The organism is Myroides oncorhynchi (genome assembly GCF_020905415.1).
GTDB lineage: Bacteria > Bacteroidota > Bacteroidia > Flavobacteriales > Flavobacteriaceae > Flavobacterium > Flavobacterium oncorhynchi_A.
This window is the reverse complement of sequence record NZ_JAJJMP010000001.1, coordinates 740,386-762,484: the sequence shown is the minus strand read 5'-3', so window position 1 is coordinate 762,484 and position 22,099 is coordinate 740,386. Positions and strand designations below refer to the sequence as shown.

General features: G+C 33.9%; 13 protein-coding genes. 10 read left to right on the top strand and 3 right to left on the bottom strand.

The genetic code is table 11. The annotated features are described in order from the left end of the window. Positions 1-5 precede the first annotated feature (5 nt). From LNQ81_RS03365 to LNQ81_RS03340, 6 genes are all read left to right on the top strand, one after another. Positions 6-1,505, top strand: a complete 1,500-nt coding sequence (locus tag LNQ81_RS03365; protein ID WP_229944768.1) for a RagB/SusD family nutrient uptake outer membrane protein — start codon at positions 6-8, stop codon at positions 1,503-1,505. 162 nt (positions 1,506-1,667) lie between these two features. Further along, positions 1,668-4,679, top strand: a complete 3,012-nt coding sequence (locus LNQ81_RS03360) for a SusC/RagA family TonB-linked outer membrane protein (RefSeq protein WP_229944767.1) — start codon at positions 1,668-1,670, stop codon at positions 4,677-4,679. A 2-nt stretch (positions 4,680-4,681) separates the two neighbouring features. Further along, complete coding sequence (locus LNQ81_RS03355) at positions 4,682-6,109, top strand: RagB/SusD family nutrient uptake outer membrane protein (protein WP_229944766.1); 1,428 nt, start codon at positions 4,682-4,684, stop codon at positions 6,107-6,109. 277 nt (positions 6,110-6,386) lie between these two features. Then, positions 6,387-9,506, top strand: a complete 3,120-nt coding sequence (locus LNQ81_RS03350) for a SusC/RagA family TonB-linked outer membrane protein (RefSeq protein WP_229944765.1) — start codon at positions 6,387-6,389, stop codon at positions 9,504-9,506. Between the two features lie 8 nt (positions 9,507-9,514). Next, positions 9,515-11,185 carry a SusD/RagB family nutrient-binding outer membrane lipoprotein gene (locus tag LNQ81_RS03345; protein WP_229944764.1) on the top strand — a complete coding sequence of 557 codons (1,671 nt, stop codon included), beginning with the start codon at positions 9,515-9,517 and terminating at the stop codon, positions 11,183-11,185. Positions 11,186-11,278: 93 nt separating this feature from the next. After that, positions 11,279-13,261 (top strand): putative porin, encoded by a 1,983-nt coding sequence (locus LNQ81_RS03340; protein WP_229944763.1) that lies wholly within the window; start codon positions 11,279-11,281, stop codon positions 13,259-13,261. Positions 13,262-13,478: 217 nt separating this feature from the next. On the opposite strand, the gene LNQ81_RS03335 is transcribed toward LNQ81_RS03340, so the two are convergent. Then, entirely contained in the window at positions 13,479-15,164 is a 1,686-nt protein-coding gene (locus LNQ81_RS03335; protein ID WP_229944762.1) for a PNGase F N-terminal domain-containing protein, read from the bottom strand. A 78-nt stretch (positions 15,165-15,242) separates the two neighbouring features. On the opposite strand from LNQ81_RS03335, the gene LNQ81_RS03330 reads away from it, so the two are divergent. The 4 genes from LNQ81_RS03330 to LNQ81_RS03315 all read left to right on the top strand — a co-directional run bounded on the left by LNQ81_RS03330 (position 15,243) and on the right by LNQ81_RS03315 (position 18,964). After that, positions 15,243-16,526: a DUF2851 family protein gene (locus LNQ81_RS03330; protein ID WP_229944761.1), complete on the top strand. Its 1,284-nt coding sequence runs from the start codon at positions 15,243-15,245 to the stop codon at positions 16,524-16,526. Positions 16,527-16,625: 99 nt separating this feature from the next. Next, the gene (locus tag LNQ81_RS03325; protein ID WP_229944760.1) at positions 16,626-16,847 is read left to right on the top strand and encodes a PspC domain-containing protein; all 222 of its coding nucleotides are present in this window, start codon (positions 16,626-16,628) and stop codon (positions 16,845-16,847) included. 129 nt (positions 16,848-16,976) lie between these two features. Beyond that, positions 16,977-17,810 carry a ComEA family DNA-binding protein gene (locus LNQ81_RS03320; protein WP_229944759.1) on the top strand — a complete coding sequence of 278 codons (834 nt, stop codon included), beginning with the start codon at positions 16,977-16,979 and terminating at the stop codon, positions 17,808-17,810. A gap of 11 nt (positions 17,811-17,821) precedes the next feature. Beyond that, the gene (locus tag LNQ81_RS03315) at positions 17,822-18,964 is read left to right on the top strand and encodes an acyl-CoA dehydrogenase family protein (protein WP_229944758.1); all 1,143 of its coding nucleotides are present in this window, start codon (positions 17,822-17,824) and stop codon (positions 18,962-18,964) included. Positions 18,965-19,148: 184 nt separating this feature from the next. Here the strand turns inward: LNQ81_RS03315 and LNQ81_RS03310 are convergent, their stop codons facing one another. Both LNQ81_RS03310 and LNQ81_RS03305 read right to left on the bottom strand, forming a co-directional pair. Beyond that, the gene (locus tag LNQ81_RS03310) at positions 19,149-20,327 is read right to left on the bottom strand and encodes a cation:dicarboxylate symporter family transporter (protein WP_229944757.1); all 1,179 of its coding nucleotides are present in this window, start codon (positions 20,325-20,327) and stop codon (positions 19,149-19,151) included. 49 nt (positions 20,328-20,376) lie between these two features. Further along, the gene (locus tag LNQ81_RS03305; RefSeq protein ID WP_229944756.1) at positions 20,377-21,531 is read right to left on the bottom strand and encodes a cation:dicarboxylate symporter family transporter; all 1,155 of its coding nucleotides are present in this window, start codon (positions 21,529-21,531) and stop codon (positions 20,377-20,379) included. Between the last annotated feature and the right edge of the window lie 568 nt (positions 21,532-22,099).

The window sequence follows — 22,099 nt, the reverse complement described above, 5'->3', positions numbered from 1 at the left end:
GAAGAATGAAAAATATAGTTAAAGTCTTTTTACTTGCAGGATTCGTGGGATTAGCAAGTACAAGTTTTACAGCATGTTCATTAGACTCTATAGACTCTAATACGAAAGATAATGAGAAATTTCCTATAAAATCAGTAGAGGAGCTAGCTGCAAGTTTGAATGGTTCTTATGCTCGTATGGCAGCAGAAACGTATTATGGTCGCGATATTATAGCGTTTTCAGAAAGCCGTTCATCGTATATGTATTCAACAGATGAAACTGGTCGTTTTGGTTCTATTTCAGGATTTACAATTCTTCCCACACATGCTTATTCGTTAGATACTTGGGGGCAAGTATATAGAGTGATTTCGAATACTAATCGAGTTATAGAAGCAGATATCGAGGAGAATAATACTGTTAAGTATTATAAAGGTCAGGCTTATGTACTGAGAGCGATTGCTCATTATGATTTGGTTAGATTGTATGGAGAACAATATGTAGGGGGATTAGGGTTGAATGCATTAGGTGTGCCTTATAAAACTTCTTTTTTAGATATTGATGAAAAGATTTCTCGCCCAACCGTAAGAGAAAATCAAAAATCAATATTAGCTGATTTAGAAAAGGGGATCAAAATGATGACTGAAGCAGAGAAGGCTATTGGAGTTGGTAGTCGCGTTCGTTTGAACGTTGCAAGTGCTTATGGTTTTAAATCAAGAATTGCTTTGTTTTTTAGCAAATATGATGCTAGTATGTTAAATGTAGTTGTAGAAAGTTCTGCAAAAGTTATGGAGCTGGCACCTAGTTCTAATGTTGCTGTAATGAGTAGAAGTTCTTTTTTAGATGCCTATAAAGGTGATGGAATTATGAGTAATTCTCTATTTGAATTAGCACAGTCAGGAACTGATAATTTATCTACGAATAGTTTGTTTTATATTTATTCTTTAGATGGATATGGTGATTTGGTTTGTATGGAAGATTCTGTGATAGATATATTTCCAGAATTAGAAGGAGATTTATCTGTAGATGATATTCGTAGTGAGATTGTTGGATTAGATGAAGATGAAGATAATATTCGAAATTTAGGAAAATATACAGTTCGCACATCTAATATTCGTGTTATGCGAATAGAAGAAATTATGATGAACTATATTGAAGCAACTCTAAAAGGCGCTTCTAATGGTAATAATGCATTGGCTCTAGATTATTTGAATGCTATTGTTTCCCAACGTGTTACTCTACAAAAACCGCAAGTAGGAACTGAGGTGCGCCCTTCAGCTGTAGCTAAGAAGTACACAACATTAACATTTGAGGATTATAAGAAGGAAAGGGTTAGAGAATTAATGTTTGAAGGATTCGCTTATGAAGATATTATGCGTTGGGGTGGAGAAGTTTCAAATCCTAAGAGTGAGGTAAATAAGCTTCTAAGTAATGGTAAAGTTGTATTTGGAGATAAATTTGCTGCATTTCCAATACCTCAATCAGAAATTAACGTAAGTAAGATTGAACAAAATCAAGCATACAAATAATAGTTAATAAGTATTATAATTTAATATAGGGCTATCTCAGGTAACAATGAGATAGCCCTTTTTATTTGAATACTTTTAGCAATACTATATTGCTATTTGTTTATGTTAAGTTTATGTTAAGTTATGTATTTAGATTTGTCAAACTAACTAATCAAAGTTTTTATGAAGAAATCTAGACTACATTGGTTTTATGCTAGTTTGTTGTTATGCTCAATAACTACAGGCTATGCGCAAAACAAAACCCTTACAGGTACTGTAAGTGAAGGAGGAACACCGCTGCCTGGTGTTTCTGTCACAATAAAAGGCACGACTGAAGGAACTCAGACCGACTTAAGTGGGAAATATTCATTAAAAGTAAAAGCAGGTGACGTTTTAGTTTTTTCTTTTATTGGTATGAAAGAGACTACTTATAAAGTTGGTGCGGCTAGCTCTTATAATACTTCTTTATTAAGTGAAGACAATCAATTAGACGAAGTAGTAGTTCTGGCTTATGGACAAGTGAAAAAGAAAAATGAAATCACAGGTAATGTTGTTGCTATTAAAGGAGAAGATATTTCAAATACTCCGACTGTTTCTGTAGAGCAAGCTTTACAAGGACGAGTTGCTGGTTTGCAAATGGCTACTACATCAGGTTCGCCTGGAGCAACACAAAACATTCGTATTCGAGGACGTAACTCTGTTTCTGCGACTAATGAACCTCTTTATGTAATAGATGGAATACCTGTTATTAATAGCAATTTGTCTAATTCTACAAGTGTAACTTCTATATCACCATTGGCAGCACTGAATTCAGAAGATATTGAATCAATGACAGTATTAAAGGATGCAGCAGCTACTGCTGTATATGGAGCCAGAGGGTCTAATGGGGTAATCTTGATAACAACTAAAAGAGGAAAACAAGGAAAACCTTCTTATAGTTTTAAATCTTTGATAGGGTTTCAAAATAAAGCAGTCAAAGGAGCTCGTATGCTGACAGGTAACGAGAAAGGAGATTTATGGGTTGAAGCTATTAGTAACACAACGGGGCAATCTAAAGAGAGCGTGATAGATAATTACGCTTCTATTATTGGAAATGACTTATTTCTTTATTGGCATAAAAATGGTCGTCAAGATACGGACTGGTCTGAACTTGTAAAAGTAAAGAATGCGCCTATGTCTAGTTTAAATCTATCTGTTAATGGAGGTGATGAAAGAGGGAGTTATTTTGCCTCGATAGGACATGAAAAAAGTGAAGGTGTAGTCATTGGAACTGATTTTAGGAGAGTATCTGGAAATTTTAGTTTCAACAGAAAATTAAGTGATAAGATAGATATAAGCATTGGAGCTAATGTTTCTAATATTAAGCAAAATGGAATACTTGAAGGTGGAGCTTACTTTAGTAATCCAAATTTAAGTGGGATTTTAATGAATCCATGGGCTGCAGCTTATAATAAAGATGGTAGTTATAACTTGAATAATGGATTGTTAGGTGGGTTACCTAATATTCGATATGTCATTGATAATAATATTAATAGAAATGATATGACTAGAGTGCTTTCTAGTAATACATTTGGATATAAAATTTTAGATAATTTAAAATTTGAATCTACTTTAGGATTAGATTATACATTTATAAACTTCCAAAGTTATAATAATCCAATGCATGGTGATGGAAGAGGGGTTGGTGGTAGTGCTTCTCAATCTGATCGTCGAGTTTTTAATTATGTGTGGCAAAACTCCCTAAATTATAATTTCTATTTAGGAGAGAATCATCGTTTTGATGTAAGAGCATTAATGGAGTTTCAGAAGAATAAGTACAATATGCTTAGCGGAAGTGGTCAAGTTATGCCTCCTGGACTAATAAGTTTAGGTAGTACAGCTGCTAATTATAATGCTACATCTAACTATTACGATTGGGTTCAATTGAGCTACCTTGGATTGTTGAATTACTCTTATGATAATCGTTATCTAGTTGATATGACATTAAGAAGAGAGGGGTCTTCTCGTTTTTCAGAAGATAATCGTTGGGGTACTTTTTGGGCAATAGGAGGAGCTTGGAACATGCATCAAGATTTTTTCAAAGAGTCAGATGTTATAAATACTTTAAGACTTAGAGGGTCAGTTGGGTCAACAGGGAATTCTTCAATTAATACGAATGTATATCAACATCTAGTAGAGGCTGCATCTTATAATAACGAAGCTGGTTTAGTATCAAAGCAGATTGGCGGTGATTTAGGCTGGGAAAAACAATTTAAAACAGACATAGGTATTGAGTTTGGTTTCTTTAACAATAGAATTAGTGGGGGATTTGCTTTTTATAAAAGTAAAACAAAGGATCTTTTATATAGTTTACCTCTGTCTCTTACTACTGGTTTTAGTTCAAAGTGGATTAATCAAGGAGAGCTTGAGAATAAAGGATTCGAAGTTGAGCTTAATTTTAATATAGTTGATAATGCTGATTTTAAGTGGTCGCTTGGAGGAAATGTTGGTTTTGTAAAGGATAAGTTGACAAGTATGCCTACTGCTTTAAAAAGCTATACTGCGGATAAAGAAGGGCATAAGATTAATGAGTGGTATATGCCAGAATATGCAGGAGTGGATTCTCAAACTGGTTTAGCTCAATGGTATAAAGCTGATGGTACTAGAACAAGTAAATATGGGGATGCAGAGAAACGCTTTCAAGGAGCAAGTGCATTGCCTAAAGCAAGTGGAGGTGTTAATACACATGTTGAGTACAAAGGTTTTTATGTAGATGCATTATTTACGTTTGCAACAGGATATAAAGTTTATGATTATTGGTCGCAAATTACAAGTATGCCTAATTCATCTGCTTTGTACAATTACAATGGTAATAGTGAGTTATTAGATCGTTGGCAGAAGCCAGGAGATATTACTATGGTTCCTAAATTGACTATAGATGGTGGTAATGCTTATACTCAACCTAGTACAAGGTTTTTATTTGATGGAGATCATATTCGCTTTAGACAATTAACAATAGGTTATAATCTTAATAAACAAGCGGTTAAAACACTTGGATTAGATAGTGTTAATTTTTCTGTAGCAGCACTAAATCCATTTACTTGGGTTAAAGATAAGCGATTGAAGTATGATCCAGAAGTGGATGCTAGTGGTAATATTGAATTTGCATCGCCTCCTTTGAAATCGATAGTATTCTCATTAAATGTCAAGTTTTAAATATGAAAAAGAAAATAATTAAAATAGTATTAATGTTTACACTGTGTAGCAGTGTAACATTTGTATCGTGTTCTTTAGATCCAAAATTAACAGAGGAAATAGATTTTGATAAGAGTCCTATTAAAAATGACGCAGAGTTAGGTGCTGCTACTATCGGAATCTATGCATTAATGAAGTCGAATGAATATTATGGTAATAATATTATTGCTTTTTCTGAAGTGCGATCAGATAACGCTTATTCTAATAACGCTACTAACCGATTAGGGAATGTTAGTGGTTTTGGGTTGACACCTACAGCTAGTTATGCAGTTGGTACTTGGACTCAAATATATAAAGTAGTATCTGCTTCTAATCGTGTTATAGAAGCATCTTATAATGATATGGGTGGATTTGCACAGATATGTAAAGGAGAAGCACATATTATAAGAGCGTTAGCTCATTATGATTTGTTAAAAAATTATGGGGAGCAATATGTGGAAAATGGAGGACTTGATGCATTAGGAGTTCCTTATGTTAAAAAATATGGAGCAATAAAGACTAGTATAACTAGGAGCAATGTTGCTGCTAATAGAGTCGATATTTATGAAGATCTTGATCGTGGTATTGAATTACTTAAAAATGGCGATCAAAAAAGTAAGGTTAAAGTGACTCTCGCAACTGCTTATGGAATTAAAGCGAGAGCGGCGCTTTTCTTTTCAAATTGGGATACAAAAGATTTAGTAATCGCAAAGGAGAATGCAAAAAAAGCAATGGAACTATCTAGAGGTGATATCATTAGTAGATCTGCATTTAAAGACACTTATAAAGCAGACGATCCTCAGAATAACTCTATTTTTGAAATTAAGTTTTCTGGATCAGATAATCCAGGAACAAACTCACTATACTATGTGTATAATTCTAATAAAGATGAAGGATACGGACCAATTGTAGTGAATTTTAAGGTGTCTAGCTTATTTGGTTTAGATGCACCAATAGGTAAAAATGAAGCAAATGATATTCGTGCTGACATTGAGATGATTGATAATAACTACCGAGGAGTGCTACAAAATATTGGAAAATATGTCAAAATGGCGTCTAATATCAAAGTACTTAGATATGAGGAAATGTTACTGACTTTTATAGAAGCAGATTTTAGACAGAATAATCAAATAACAGGAGAGTCTTTAAAATACTTTAATGATTTACGTGCTAAAAGATTAGTCAACTATGAAGCTGTTAGAACTTATTCTTTGGAGGATATTCGTATAGAGAGACAGAAAGAACTCTTGTTTGAAGGATTTGGCTTTGAAGATGCAATGAGATTTCGAAGAGCAATCAAGAATCCTAGAATTACAGGAGGTATAATGGATTATGGAAAGCCGTTATTAGCATTTCCAATTCCTCAAAGTGAAATTAATGCAAGTGGTATAAAACAGAATAGAGCTTATTAAGTTTATATTTAATAGGAGGGAGAATTTAAATCTCCCTCCTTTTTTTCTGTATTAATTTATAATTCAAAAATGCTAAAATATTTTAGTTGTTAACTTTTGTTTTGATTATTTATTTGATATTTGTTTTGGTTTGTATTGATTATTTTGTATTATGTATTTTTTTTGGTTAAAAATTGTATATTTTGTATAAATATGAAATAATTAAAAAACTTAAAAAAAACTTAACATGTTTAAAATCTTTTGTTAGATTTGTCATACTAACTAATCAATAATTAAAATGAAATCAAAGTTTAAATGGATCTTGGTGGGCTCACTTGCTTTTTTAGTGCAAGTTGGTTTTGCTCAAGAAAAGACTTTTAATGGGGTTGTAAGCGAAGGAGGCTTGCCTCTTCCAGGTGTTTCTGTTACGATTTCGGGTACTGCGGAAGGTACTCAGACAGATCTGGATGGTAAATACACATTAAAAGTAAAGAAAGGTGATGTTATCATCTATTCTTTTGTTGGAATGAAAGACATTAAGCACATTGTCGGTGGTGAAGCTACTTATAATGTGACAATGACTGGAGACGAAGAAATGCTTGACGAAGTTGTAGTAACAGCTTTAGGTATTAAGCGTGATAAGAAAAAGTTAGGTTATTCTTCTCAAGAAGTTAAAGGAGATAATTTATCTGGATCAGGTCAGACAAATGCAGTTAATGCACTTTCAGGAAATGTTGCAGGATTACAAGTTACGTCTCCTTCTTCTATGGGAGGATCTGCTCGTATTGTGTTACGTGGTGTTAAGTCTGTAACTGGTAATAACCAACCTCTTATCGTAGTAGATGGTGTGCCATTAGACAACAGTAACTTCGCTGATGCGAATATGCAACGTGGTTCTGGAGGACGTGATTACGGAGATACATCTGCGGATATTAATCCTGACGATATTGAGTCTGTAACAGTACTAAAAGGAGGGCCAGCATCTGCTCTTTATGGAAATAGAGGAGGAAATGGAGTTATCATCTATACAACAAAGTCTGCTAAAAATGGTAGAACTGATATAGAAGTTAATACTGGTCTAAGTTTTGAAAGCATAAACATTATGCCTAAACTTCAAACTTTATATGGAGGTGGATCTTCAAGTAAGTTACCTACAGCTGTAATCGGTGGAAAGACGTATAATATTGCTGAGTACAAGGTTGATGAAAGCTGGGGTCCAAAACTAGATGGTACACCTTATTTACCATGGTATGCATTTGACCCAGAGTTTGGGGATGACTTTATGAAAGAAGTACCATGGCAAAAGTCTAAAAATGATGTGAAGTCTTTTTTCAATACAGGGATTACACATAATCAATCTGTTTCTATTGGTAAGTCTTATAAAGACAGTAATGTTAGAATGTCTTTTAGTAATAATGTTACTGAAGGAGTTGTGCCTAATTCTAAATTACAACGTAATAATTTTGCTGTAAGTGCTTCAACACAATTAACAGATAAGTTAAAAGCAGAGACTAACTTTAACTATGTTTATACAAAAGGATTTAATCGCCCTGAAGTAGGTTACGGAGATAACTCTGTTGCACAAAAATTCTGGCAATGGGGACAAAGACAGTTAGATTATACTAAATTAAAGGATTATAAATTAGCAAATGGAGATCAACGTTCTTGGAATAGAACTGCTTGGAATGATGGTACACCAGCTTATTCTGATAACCCATATTGGGTAGTCTATGAAAATACATCTCAAGACGTTCGTAATAGAACTTACGGAAATGTTAAGTTGACTTACCAATTCTCTGATAAGTTATATGCTGTAGGTACTGTTTATGGCGACCGTTATAGTTTTACGGTTGAAGAGCAAGTGGCAGTAGGTTCTCAAGCTGAGTCTAAATATACTATCATGAAACGCGATGTATCTGAATATAACTATGAAGGACGTGTTCATTACGACGATCATTTTGGTGATTTTGGAATTAATGCTTTCGTAGGGATTAACAGAAGTGAAAAACGTAGAGATTATGTATTTGGTACTACAGTAGGAGGATTAGATATAGCTGGGTTATATAACTTAAGTAATAGTGTTTCGGATGCAAAAGCTAGTAATGAGAAATTCCATTCAAGAACTAATAGTATATTTGGGTCGGTTAGTTTAAACTATAAGGAATTTTTATTCTTAGAAGGAACAGCTCGTACAGACTGGTTCTCTACAGTTAAAAAATCAGTTACTTATCCATCAGTTACAGGAACTTTCCTTTTTTCTCATTTATTACCTGAGTTAGATTGGTTGTCTTTTGGTAAACTTCGTTTAGGATGGGCTCAAGTAGGTAATGATACTGAGGCATATAGAACAGCTAATTATTACAACCTTGATGGACCGTTCCAAGGGAATCCTACTTATTCTTTAAGTAATACGGCTAACAATCCTGATTTAAAACCAGAAATGATGACTACTAAAGAAATTGGTTTAGAAGCAGCATTTTTGAATAATAGAATTGGATTTGAATTATCATATTACCAAATTGACACAAAAGATTTGATTACACGTGTTCAGTATGATGCTGCAACAGGGTATGCTTATAAGTGGAAGAATGCTGGTGATATGAAAAATAAGGGTATTGAGGCTACAGTTAATTTAGCTCCAATTCGCTCAAAAGATTTTTCATGGGATATTACTTGGAACTTCTCTAAGAATAAGAATGAGTTAACTAGATTGGCAGAAGGAGTGGAATCAGTAGAGATTACACGTGCTCCTTTCCAAGTTTCATTACAAGGTAAAATAGGTGAAGCTTATGGACAAATCTATGGAACTGATTACGTTTATGACGATAATGGAAATAAAGTAGTAGGTGCAGATGGTCTATATAAAAAGACAGGTATTCAACCTTTAGGAACATATCTTCCAGATTATAATATGGGTATTCGCAATAGCTTTAAATACAAGAGCTTTAGCTTAGGTGTATTAATAGATATGCAAAAAGGAGGTAAATACTTCTCTACTTCTCATATGTTCGGAATGTACTCAGGTATGTTAGATAAGTCTGCAGAGAATGATATTCGTGAGAAAGGACTTATTTTGGATGGTGTTAAAGAAGATGGAACTAAAAATGATAAAGTTGTATCTGGGCAAAAATGGGCTCAAAGTCACTATGGTGGTGTAGATGCACAAAACGTGTTTAGTTCTGATTATATTAAATTACGTGAAATTTCGTTGGGGTATGACTTACCTGCAAAATGGATAGGACCATTTAAAGGTATTACAGTTTCAGCTTATGGCCGTAATTTATTCACATGGAACTTAGACTGGAAAGGGATGGATCCTGAAATGGCTTCATACGGAAGTGGAAATATTCAAGCTATTGAAGGTGCTTCATTGCCATCGACAAGAACTTATGGAATGAATGTTAAATTTAAATTCTAAGAACTCTAATGAAAAAGTATATATATAAAATATCTCTTTTAGCTTGCTTTATGGCTTTTGTAAGTTGTGATAAGGACTTAGAAGAGATTAACGTAAACCCTAATAAACCACTAGAAGTACCAACAGGAGGATTATTCAACAAGTCTAATAAAAACTTGATGACAAATACTAGAGGAGGATTTCCTTCGGGTCGTATGACTTTGCCATGGGTACAGTATTCTGCTCAAAGAAATTACACTGATGAGGATCTATATCTATTCCGTACAGGTGTTAATAATAGTCTTTATACAGATATTTATTTAGCTGCAAAGGGATATAAAGAAATTATTGATATTGTTACAAATCCTGCTAATGCTGCAAAGGCTCCAACTTATGGTAACCCTGCAAATATGGTTGCTGCTGCACGTATTATGTTAGTATATTCTCAGCTACAAGCTTTAGAGACTTATGGAGATGTACCTTATTATTCATACGGAAGTGATGATCCTGATTTTCAGGCTATGACATTAGGAACTAGTAATGAAATTACTAACCCACAGTTTGCTCCTCAAGAAAAGATATATAAGGATATGATGAAGGAGCTAAAAGAAGCTTCTGTGGCAATTGAATTAGATAAGACAATTTTTAATCAAGGAGATTTTATTTTTGAGAGTGCTACTAAAATGAAGCGCTTTGCGAATTCACTTCGTTTGAAGATTGCGAATCGTGTTAAAAGTGTTATTCCTGAAGCAAAAGACCATATAGCTGATGCTATTAAAAGTGGTGTGATGTTGTCAAATGACGATACTGTTGGACTACAATTCCAAAATGACAAGGTTAATCCTGCTCCTTTCTATAGAGCTGCGTTTATTGATAATCGTAACGATTTTTCTCCAACAAATACATTCGTTGAGTTATTAAAAGGAGAAGAAAAGATGGTAGGCAAAAAGAACCCATTTAAGAATCTTGTTGATCCTAGATTGTATAGAATGGTTGCTCCTAAAACACAATTACTAGAAGTGACTAAAGATGATGGTAGTAAAGTGAAAGAAGAAGTAACTGTTCGCTTTAGAAGTCATGCTACTATTCCTAGTATTGAAAGTAATAACTATGTAGATAGAACAGCTGATTTTTATGTTGGATTACCTATAGGTATTCTAGGTTCTTTTACAGGATCTCAAACAGATTATGTTTCTCAGTTTTCTGGAAATGTATATAAAGGTGATTATGTAGAGATTTTAATGGAGTATGCTGAAGTTGAGTTTATTCTTGCAGAAAATAACGGATGGAGTGATGTTCATTATAAAAATGGTATTAAGGCTTCTATGGATAGATGGGGAGTAAGTAAAGCACAAGTAGATGCTTATCTTACAAAAGTCCCTGCTGCTAATGAAGAGAATGTAATGACGCAAAAATATATTTCGTTGTACATGCAACCTTATGAAGCTTGGGCTGAGTATCGTAGAACTAAGTTTCCAAAAACATTTTTATTACCAGGAGAGAGCCATGAGTTAGTAGCTGATGGACCTAATGGAGAAAAGAGTTATACATTTGTACCTAGTGTAGCATTGAAAGATTTACCAGACAGAATTACATATCCTTCTGATATGGATCTTGTTAATAAAGTGAATAAAGATGCTGCTGCTGCTCGTATGGGCGGTGACAAAATGGATACAAAACTTATATGGGCTAAGAAATAGTTAGCGTACTAAGTATAAAATAGAAAGCCATCTTCGGATGGCTTTTTTTATTTAATTCAAAAATAAAATTACCTTTGTCCAAATTATAATTTTATGCGAAAGTACTTAAGTGTATTTCTAGTGTTTTTTTGTTTTGTGACTGCTAATGCGCAGTTTCAAACTTTAGACATGCAAGGTAGTTACCGTCCTGACGGTGACCCAAATAAGAAAGAGAAGAAAGAGATAGGTAGCCTTAGACAAAAAGCTAAGAAAGATTCTGTTGCACCTATTAGAGATTATAAGATTATATCAATTAAGAACGATACCATAGCTGTTGATACTGCTCTATCAGTAAAGAAGCACTATGAGTTTAATTATTTAAGAAAAAACCCTTTTGGTCTATTGCAATTTGCAAATGAAGGACAAACGTATAATGTTTTAAAATATAACTATAAAAAAAACAATGTTTTGCCAGGATTTGGATTTGAGGCAAAGCAGATGGCTTATTTAAATATTGAAGATATAAAGTACTATTCTGCACCTACACCTTATACTGATTTATATTATAGGTCAGTAATGAAACAAGGTCAGAATTTAGATGCATTTATCACATTGAACACAAGTAAGAACCTTAACTTTTTTGTTGGTTATAAAGGACTTCGTTCTTTAGGTAAGTATATTAATCAATTGTCTTCTACTGGTAATTTTAGAATAGGATCTAGTTATCAATCTGAGGATAAGAAGTACCTGATGCGTGCGCACTTCACCGCCCAAGATATAATGAACAAAGAGAATGGTGGTATTCGCGATATCGATCTTTTTGAATCTAGTGTAAAACCATATAATAAACGTGAACGTCTTAATGTGTACTATCGTGATGTAGAGACAATGTTAAAAGGGAAACGACTATATTTAAATCACCAATACCAATTAAATAATTCGTTTAAGAATGGAATTTTGTTAACGCATGAATTTACTTACGAAGATAAATTTTTTGAATATAAACAAGCTGATATTAATAGTCAATATACAGATAAAAAGCACTTCGGAGACGCATTTCGTAGCAGTATAAATAATAAAACAAGATACTATAATATCTTTAATAGAGTAGGTGCTGCTTATCAATCTGATGTAGCTGGTCGTTTTGAAGGTTTTGTGGATTTTTATAAATATAACTATCATTATAAAAGTATAGCTCACGTTAATGAAGGTTTGGTTCCTGATCAGATAGAGAAGAATATTACTATGATCGGAGGACGTTATATTTATCATAAAGATAACTGGAGAGCGAATATATTGGTTAGTTCTTCTTTAGGAAATGACAAAACAAGTAATATAGAAGGAAGCCTTAATTATAAGTTATCTGATAATATAGCATTTGATTTGGGGTATCAAAACCTTAAGCGAATGGGAAATCTTAATTACTATTTATATCAAAGTGATTATGTGAATTACAACTGGTATAATGAGTTTAAGAACGAAAAGATTAATCAATTCGATGCTTCGTTTACTACACCTTGGGTAAAATTGTCTGGAACATACTCTGTCTTAAAAGACAAGCTTTACTTCTCTAACGATGCTACAGAGTTTGATAAGTTTGGTATTCCTCAGCAAGTGTTGGTTACTCCTAAGCAGTATGACGGGACAATTAATTATTTGTCTATTCAAGCAGAGAAAGACTTTCGTTTTGGGAAGTTTGGTTTAGACAATACTGTATTGTACCAAAAAGTTGATCAGAAAGATAATATTCTTAATGTACCTCAGTTTGTAACTAGGAATACATTGTATTTTACTGATGCATTCTTTGATAAGGCATTAAAATTCCAAACAGGAGTGACACTTAGCTACTTTAGTAAGTACTATGCGAATGATTATAATCCATTGATAGGAGATTTCTTTGTGCAAGATAAAATTGAAGTAGGTAACTATCCAGTGTTTGACTTCTTTATTAATATGAAGATTAGAACTGCCAGAATCTATATTATGCTTGAGCATTTTAATTCTAGTATGACAGGATATAAGTATTATTCTGCACCTAATAATCCTTATAAAGATTTTACATTGAGATTTGGTGTTTCATGGAATTTCTTCTCTTAAACGGGAAGTTATATAAACAAAAAGAGCTGTTTTAAAAAAATTTAAAACAGCTCTTTTTGTTTAACCCCAAATAGGTAATAGAAATATCAACGAGAAGTAATTATACAAAGTAGGTCTGAATTAGTGACTAAAGCATACTCTAGTGGGGGTGAGAAGCTAATGAAAGAGCGATGAAGTAGAATTGCTTTGTAGTATTTGACTAAGGCAGATTCTAGGTTTACTCTCCGAATAGTACACCGGATACATTCCAATAGCTAAAACTATTTCCTTCTCTTCTTCCTTGGGGTATTTTTATCTCTATAGTATGTACTCCCTTTTTAATGTCTCCTAGAGGTACCCATATAGGGGGGGTGATAGTGCCTGGACACCAATTAGAGCGACTTAAGTCTGATGATGATAATCCTGTATCAAAGTTACCTGAAGCTGGATTGTACTCTCTATAAGAGCCACAGTCTTGTCGCCATGGGTAGTAATCTAATACCTTATTTTGATCTAATGAGATAGAATTGAGTTTTGGGTTAAACTCATCTCCATTTTCCCATCCTCCATGACCTGTTGTGATATATCTTAATCTTGCATTTTTTATATCTGTAGTAGCGGTGAAGGTTATCTTTAATCCTTCAGGTGAAGCAAACATAATCGGATAATTCTGGCCAGCCATTTCCATTAGATTAGTAGTGTTAAAGATTGGCATCATCGTTGTAATTTTGTTTTTTTCTTCTTGTCCATCAGGATGAATAGTGATATCAGCGCTGATCTTATGACCGCCTTTGTCATAGTTTCCAATATATACACCTATATACCATTCACTATTACTTAATAGCGGCAAGAACTCTGTAATCTCCTGTCTGTAGTAGGCTTTGTCCTGCCATTTATAATCTAAGACATCGATATGATTAAATCCTTTTACACCAAATGGAGTGAAAAAACGCATTAATTCTATAGGAGGAGTGTAATTATTCGTTGCGATTACTCCTTGAAATTGCTCTGGGGAGTCCTGATTCTGATATATAGGCAATACTCTAAGACCTTGCTCTAAAGCATCCATAAAAGAGATTTCGTGATAGTGTGGGATTAGAAACATACTGCCTGTTCTGTCATAAGCATCCCCATTAGACTGTTCTGTTAAGTTAATAAATAGCTGATCAGTTGACTTTAGAGCAGGTATCTTGACTTTTGTGACGATAATCGTACCTTTCGCAAACCTCATTAAGTTAGGTTTGGTGATAATTGAGTCAGAGAAATTAAGTAAGTCATCTTCAAATAACTTTATAGTAGTGAATCTACTTTCCCACAGTTTAGTTTTATAAGTTTGGGTATCGACTAAGGTGTTTTCTTCTAATTTAAAATAGTCTCTAAGATCTAGTTTTAAGTCGGTATTGATTTTATTTGCAAGTGTTTTATAAGTTCCATTGCGATCTATCTCGAGTACCAAGCCTAGGTTTATGCCTAAAGTCGTTGGGCTTCCCTTAGTTTTTAGTTCATTCGTGTACCATAGTGTTATGTTGTTAGAGTTGATCTTAATGGTTGCTTTCTTACATCTATAACCAAGGATAAACTTCGTTTCATTGTGAAGGGTAAAGTTTTGATTAGACTCAGGCAACAACATCTTGATTTTATCTTTCTTTGTGAGGTGGGCAATGCTATAATGTGCTTTGCTGTCGTAATCTATGAAAGTTTGTTCATTAGGATATTTTTCTAAACCAATATTTATTTGGTTTTTCTTTGCTACAAAGGTGGTGTGTTCATTTGCAATCAACATTATAGGATCCTCAGCATTAATTATTTTACCATTTGAGTAAGTAAAGTATTCTATAACTGTATTTTGGATAGTTTTTTGTGCGTGTATAATACTAGAAAACAAGATCGTAGTAATACAAACGAAGTAGAATAGTATTCTCATAAGTTTGGTTGGTGTGATTATAGTTTTTTATAAAAATAGAGAAAACCATTTGAATATAACGAACTCACGACTACTTTTATGAAAGAAGCTTTTTTACATTATGTTTGGGCTAATCAGCTCTTTAATACAGACGAGCTATATACAGCCTCTAACGAATCATTAAGTATTATTTCAGCAGGAACGTTTACTGGGTTAGATGGACCTGATTTTTTTAATGCCCGCATATTGATTGGTACTCAGGAGTGGGCTGGCAATGTGGAGATCCACATTAATGGCTCAGACTGGTATGCACATCATCATGAGGTAGATCAGCGCTATGACAGTATTATACTTCATGTGGTTTGGGATAACGATACTCCTGTATTTAGAACAGATGGGAAGGAGGTAACGGTTTTTATTTTAAAGAATTATGTTGATGCAGATGTATTCGCTAAATGCAATGAACTCTTTATTAGAAAGCCTCATTTTAACTGTGAAAAGATAATCTCTAATGTAGCACCTCATATCTGGACAAACTGGAAAGAGAAACTGTTCTTAGAACGCTTAGAAGAAAAAATAGTACCAATTCAAATCTTGTTAACAGCTACTAATAATCATTGGGAACATGTTTTTTTTTGTTTCTTAGCTAAGAGCTTTGGTCTTAATGCTAATGGGGAAGCATTCTTCAATGCAGTGAAAAACTTGCCAGTACTTTCTATTTATATACAATCTCAATCTCTTTTGCAGATTGAAGCATTGTTATTTGGTATCACAGGGTTATTGTCAGAGGAGCAGGAAGTAGAAGATAGCTATGTCAAGGAATTAAAGAGAGAGTGGATATTCTTAAAGCACAAGTATAATATAGTGGAAGAATCAGCAACCGCGATTCGTTTTTTTCAATTGAGGCCACCTAATTTCCCAACTATTCGGTTAGCACAGTTGAGTAGCTGGTTATACCATCATCAGATTCCGATTCACACTATTTTGAACTGCAGTGATATGAGTTATTTTTACACTCTGTTTGATGTCAAAGTCAGTGAATATTGGGAAACACATTATGTGTTTAATAAAGTCAGCAAAAAACAAGTAAAGAAAGTATCTCGAGAGTTTATTGATTTAGTAGTTATTAATGTAGTATTACCAATACAGGTAGCTTATAAACAGTCTGTGGCTATAGATGATTACGATGTAAGTGAGGTAGTTGACTTAGGACTAAAGATAAAATCAGAAAAGAATAGTATTATTACTTTATTTGAGGAGTATAAAGTAGAAGTAGATAATGCTTTAGATAGTCAAGCATTAGTACATCTTAAAAAGAATTATTGTGATCAAGGGAGGTGTCTGGAGTGTCAGATAGGTAAGCAATATCTAAAGCGAACATAAGTTTTATTAACCTTGTTTGTTATTGGATTTACACTGTATTAGTGAGGGATGTTTAGAAAAATAATCATTACATTTGCTTTAGCATATAAATAAGTAAATATGGTTACGGGATTAAGACATTATTTTGAAAAACGTGGTTTTAGAGTATCTAGTCGTGTTGCTGATAGATTGGGGATTCGCGCCACGAGTGTGCGTCTTTTTTTTATTTATTTGTCATTTTTTACCTTAGGGTTGGCGTTTGCATTATACATTACGTTGGCATTTTTAGCTCGTATTAAAGACTTAGTCTATACAAAGAGATCATCGGTTTTTGATCTATAAGATACTTTGAATACTATATGTTTAACTATAGTTATTCTCGTAAATTTCGGGTAAAACAGTACTATGTTTTCAAACTACCGGAAAAAGTTTTATTACTATAATAAATCACAAAAAAGAGGATTGTTCTTTTTGATTTTTTTAATTGTCTTTGTACAACTATTTATCTACTATTATCCTAGTTCTAGTACGACTTCTCTACAAGAAAAATATCCAACCCTGTTCGATGAACAGTACTATGGCAAAGTAAAAGTTCTTGATAGTATTCGTGTTGTCATGCAGGCAAAACGCGATACTATCTATCCTTTTAATCCTAATTTTATTACAGACTATAGAGGGTCTATATTGGGGATGTCTTTAGATGAGATTGATAGATTATTGACTTTTAGAAAAGGAAATAAGTTTGTTAATTCGGCTAAAGAATTTCAACAAGTGACAAAAGTTTCTAATGAGTGGATTAGTAAATATAGTATTTATTTTAAGTTTCCTGATTGGGTGACTAATCCTAAAGGGAAAAGGGAGTACGTGGATTTTAATAAACCAAAAGAAATTGTGCCAATTGTCGCTAGTTGTATAAATAGTGCAACTTTAGAAGACTTGCAGAAGGTAAGAGGTATAGGTCCATATTATGCTGAAAAGATTATAAAAGAACGAGAGAAATATAGAGGTTTTGTTTCTGTTCAGCAATTAAAATTTATCTATGGCATATCAGATGAGACGTTTGAAGAATTGTCTAAGCACTTCATCGTTGAAAAATCTCCTACTGTAATTAAATTAAATGTCAATGAAGCTACAGTAAATCAATTGAAAGAAACACCTTATATGAACTACTATATAGCAAGGGAAGTGGTGAAGCATAGAAGTATGAATGGCGATTTTGTTAATAAAGATGAATTCTTACAAATTGAGAAATTCCCTATTGACAAAATTGATATAATTAGTTTATATTTGAGATTTACGAATTAAAACTATCAACCATGAATTTTGAATACAATGAAACTCAAGCAATGATTGCTCAATCTATAAGAGACTTTGCAGAACAACATATTCGTCCACATATTATGGAATGGGATGAGGCTCAAATCTTTCCTGTAGACTTGTTTAAGAAGCTAGGTGAGATGGGGTATATGGGTGTTTTAGTTCCTGAAGAATATGGAGGGTCTGGATTAGATTATCACGAATATATTACGATAGTTGAAGAAATCTCTAAAGTAGATTCTTCTATTGGATTATCAGTAGCAGCACATAATTCACTATGTACTAATCATATCCTTACATTTGCTAACGAAGAGCAAAAGAAGAGATGGTTACCTAAGTTAGCGACAGCTGAGTGGATAGGTGCGTGGGGATTGACTGAACACAATACTGGATCTGATGCTGGTGGAATGAGTACTACTGCAGTAAAAGATGGTGACCACTGGGTGCTTAACGGTGCGAAGAATTTTATCACACACGCTATCTCTGGTAATGTCGCAGTAGTTATCGTACGTACAGGAGAGAAAGGTGATTCTCGTGGCATGACTGCTTTCGTAGTAGAGAAAGGTACTCCTGGATTCTCTAGTGGGAAAAAAGAAAACAAATTAGGAATGCGTGCTTCTGAGACTGCAGAACTAATCTTTGACAACTGTCGTGTACCTGACACTAACCGTTTAGGTGAAGTAGGTGAAGGTTTTATTCAAGCGATGAAAGTATTAGATGGTGGACGTATTTCTATTGGAGCTTTATCATTAGGTATCGCTAAAGGGGCTTATGAAGCAGCTCTTAAATATTCTAAAGAACGTGTTCAGTTTGGTAAACCTATTAGTGAGTTTCAAGCTATCAGCTTTAAATTAGCGGATATGGCTACAGAGATAGAATGTTCAGAATTGTTATTACACAAAGCAGCTTTCTTAAAAAACAACAATAAACCAATGACTAAAATCGGAGCGATGGCGAAGATGTATGCGTCAGAAGTATGTGTGAAGGTATCTACTGAAGCGATCCAAATCCACGGTGGATATGGATATACTAAAGACTTTCCTGTGGAGAAGTTCTTCCGTGATTCGAAGTTATGTACTATCGGAGAAGGAACTACCGAGATACAGAAAGTAGTTATCTCTCGTAATATCTTAAAAGAATAATCATATTATTTAAACCCAGAATCAGCGTTAGTCAAATACTACAAAGCAATTCTACTTCATAGCTCTTTCATTAATTCTAAAACCATACTAGAGTATGCTTTAATCATTAATTCGGACCTATTTTGTATAATTACTTTTCGTTTATCTGTCTATCACTTATTCTAGGTTATACAAAAAAGGGAAGCTAACTAGCTTCCCTTTTTTGTTTACGTTCGTGAAAGGCAGTAGCCATAAGACTTAATGCGCCATCACCTACGATATTACACGCAGTACCAAAACTGTCTTGTAGTGCGAATATTGTCAATACCAAGGCTATCCCTGTGTCGTCAAAACCTAATAATGAGGTGATCAATCCTAAGGATGCCATTAGTGCTCCTCCTGGTACTCCTGGAGCACCTAAGGCGAATACACCTAATAACAACACAAATATAATTAGTGTTCCTACATCGGGTAAGTGTCCATATAACACTAATGATACGGTCATCACGAAGAAAGTCTCTGTCACCATAGCACCGCATAGATGTACATTAGAGAAGAACGGAATTGTGAAGTTCGTTATTTCAGGTTTTAGTATTTTACTCTTATGAGCGGACTGTAAGGCTACACCTAGGCTAGCTGCTGACGACATCGTACCTAACGCTGTTAGATAGGTCGGCCCGTAGTGTCTAAGAACCTCCCAAGGGTTCTTTTTAGCATATAGTCCTGCTATGATATATAAGACTGCTATCCATATGATGTGGGCTAGGATAACGATGATAATTACCTTTAAGAAGATAGGCAATTGTGACTGTATTGTACCAACATAGCTTAGTAGCGCAAAGTTACACGCTATGTATAAAGGTAACAAGGGCACCAATACTCTATTGACTAGTAGTAACACAATATCTTTAAAGTGATCGAAGGCTACCTCGAGTGGTTTAGATTGTGTCCATAGTATCCCTAGTCCTATCATTAGCGCAAGTACTAGTGAAGTCATCACATCAAATATAGGTGGGATATCTAGTTTAAACAGCATAGTAGGTAATACTCGACCTGTAGTAGCTGATGCAGGGATATCTAACCAAGGCAATATCGTATACCCTAGTGTACCACTAAAGAACCCTGCGCCTATACTGGATAGGTAAGCAATAGCCAATGAGAATCCTATAATCACTGAGGATTTCTGATCTAGTTTAGCGATAGAGGATACGATAAACCCTAGGATAATAAGAGGAACTAAGAACATAATAAGTTGCCCTAATATGTGTTTAGTTGATAAGATTATTTGCAGTAGTATCTCGTTGAGGTAGGGACCTAATAGTAGCCCGATGATTACTCCTGAGATTAGTCTGACGATAGTGTTATTAGCTAGTTTCTTAAGCATAGTCTATTTATAATAAAAAAGGGAAGACATAATCTTCCCTTAAATATAGTTATTTTTCATTGTATTTGGTTACCATAAGGCTGAGCGCTCCATCACCTGTGATATTACACGCTGTACCGAAACTGTCTTGTAATGCGAATATTGTTAATGTAAGTGCTATCCCTGCATCATCAAATCCCAACACAGAAGCGATAATACCTAAGGAAGCCATTACTGTTCCACCAGGTACGCCCGGTGCCCCGATAGCGAATATCCCTAGTAAGAGTACGAATAGAATCATTGTTCCTATAGTAGGTATTGTACCATATAATACTTGAGAGACGGTCATTACGAAGAATACCTCTGTCAATACTGACCCACATAAGTGAATATTAGAGAAGAACGGTATCGTGAAGTTCGTGATTTCGGGTTTTAAGACTTTGCTTTTGTGTGCGGATTGAAGTGCCATTCCTAAAGATGCTGCTGAAGACATTGTTCCTACTGCTGTTAGATAAGCTGGCGGATAATGCTTGATTACTTCCCAAGGATTCTTTCCTGAATATATTCCAGCGATTGTGTATAATACTCCCAACCAGATAAAGTGGGCTACTATTACGATTAGTATCACTGTTAAGAATACGGGTAACTGTGACTGTATAGACCCTTCATAACTTAATAAAGCGAAGTTAGCCATAATATAAAAAGGCAATACAGGTACTAATACTCTATTCACTAATAACAATACGATATCCTTAAATGAATCAAAGGCACGCTCTAACGGCTTAGACTCTGTCCATAGAATACCAATACCGATCATTAATGCTAGTGTAAGTGATGTCATTACTCCAAATACTGGTGGGATATCTAATTTAAATAACATCTCAGGTAGTTCTTTAAGAGTCTCTACGTTAGTCTCTATTTGTAAATGAGGGATGATGTTAAAGCCTAGTGTAGTACTAAAAAAACCTGCTCCAATACTTGAGATATAAGCGATAATAATCGAGAATCCAATAATACTAGTCTGCCCCTTGTCTAGCTTAGCGATAGACGATACTACGAAACCTAGTATGATAAGCGGAACTAAGAATAGGATAATTTGTCCTAAAATATGTCTAGTTGATAAGATAATCTGTAGTAAACTACTACTAAGGTATGGACCTATAAGTAAACCTACAATCACTCCTAATAGCAATTTTACTATTGTATTATTAAAGAATTTCTTCATCTTGCTTTCTTTTCTTTTTGTTTAAAGTACTACTAAATATTGTGTAAAGATATAGAATCACATCAGGTTTTATTACTGTTTTAAGCAATATACCATATTTGTGGTATGTCTATTCTACGTGGGGTATTCACTATTTTGTTGTGTTTCATAGCATAGCGATTAAGAGTTCGGTTGTAGATATACTAGAGTGCGTATGCTTCTATCTTGTTCTCTGTGCTTGTTTCAGAATAAGACAAGAGTTATACCCTAGTATTTGAAGAGATTCTATCTCCTAATCAGTAGTGTAATAAATACCATGCATTATAATTTGATATTCTATTTTTAGTTTTTATACAAATATTAGTCATTTTCAAGATGTTTTACTTGGTATTTAGTTCTACTTTTTTTCTAAATAATTTGATTTAAGCTTTAAATGGTTCTGTTTCTAAAAATAGTTATCATTTTTTTTGAATGTAATATTTACTTATTATGATCTTATTTGGTTGTTTGTTAGGTTGTTAGTTTTAACTTGGTAAATATAGCTTACTATCTTCAATGGCTCTTAATCGTAGTAAATACAAGGCTTGAT

Coding starts and splice junctions, on each gene's coding strand:
- LNQ81_RS03365 (WP_229944768.1), top strand. CDS start 6: ATGAAAAATATAGTTAAAGTCTTTTTACTTGCAGGATTCGTGGGATTA.
- LNQ81_RS03360 (WP_229944767.1), top strand. CDS start 1,668: ATGAAGAAATCTAGACTACATTGGTTTTATGCTAGTTTGTTGTTATGC.
- LNQ81_RS03355 (WP_229944766.1), top strand. CDS start 4,682: ATGAAAAAGAAAATAATTAAAATAGTATTAATGTTTACACTGTGTAGC.
- LNQ81_RS03350 (WP_229944765.1), top strand. CDS start 6,387: ATGAAATCAAAGTTTAAATGGATCTTGGTGGGCTCACTTGCTTTTTTA.
- LNQ81_RS03345 (WP_229944764.1), top strand. CDS start 9,515: ATGAAAAAGTATATATATAAAATATCTCTTTTAGCTTGCTTTATGGCT.
- LNQ81_RS03340 (WP_229944763.1), top strand. CDS start 11,279: ATGCGAAAGTACTTAAGTGTATTTCTAGTGTTTTTTTGTTTTGTGACT.
- LNQ81_RS03335 (WP_229944762.1), bottom strand. CDS start 15,164: ATGAGAATACTATTCTACTTCGTTTGTATTACTACGATCTTGTTTTCT.
- LNQ81_RS03330 (WP_229944761.1), top strand. CDS start 15,243: ATGAAAGAAGCTTTTTTACATTATGTTTGGGCTAATCAGCTCTTTAAT.
- LNQ81_RS03325 (WP_229944760.1), top strand. CDS start 16,626: ATGGTTACGGGATTAAGACATTATTTTGAAAAACGTGGTTTTAGAGTA.
- LNQ81_RS03315 (WP_229944758.1), top strand. CDS start 17,822: ATGAATTTTGAATACAATGAAACTCAAGCAATGATTGCTCAATCTATA.
- LNQ81_RS03310 (WP_229944757.1), bottom strand. CDS start 20,327: ATGCTTAAGAAACTAGCTAATAACACTATCGTCAGACTAATCTCAGGA.
- LNQ81_RS03305 (WP_229944756.1), bottom strand. CDS start 21,531: ATGAAGAAATTCTTTAATAATACAATAGTAAAATTGCTATTAGGAGTG.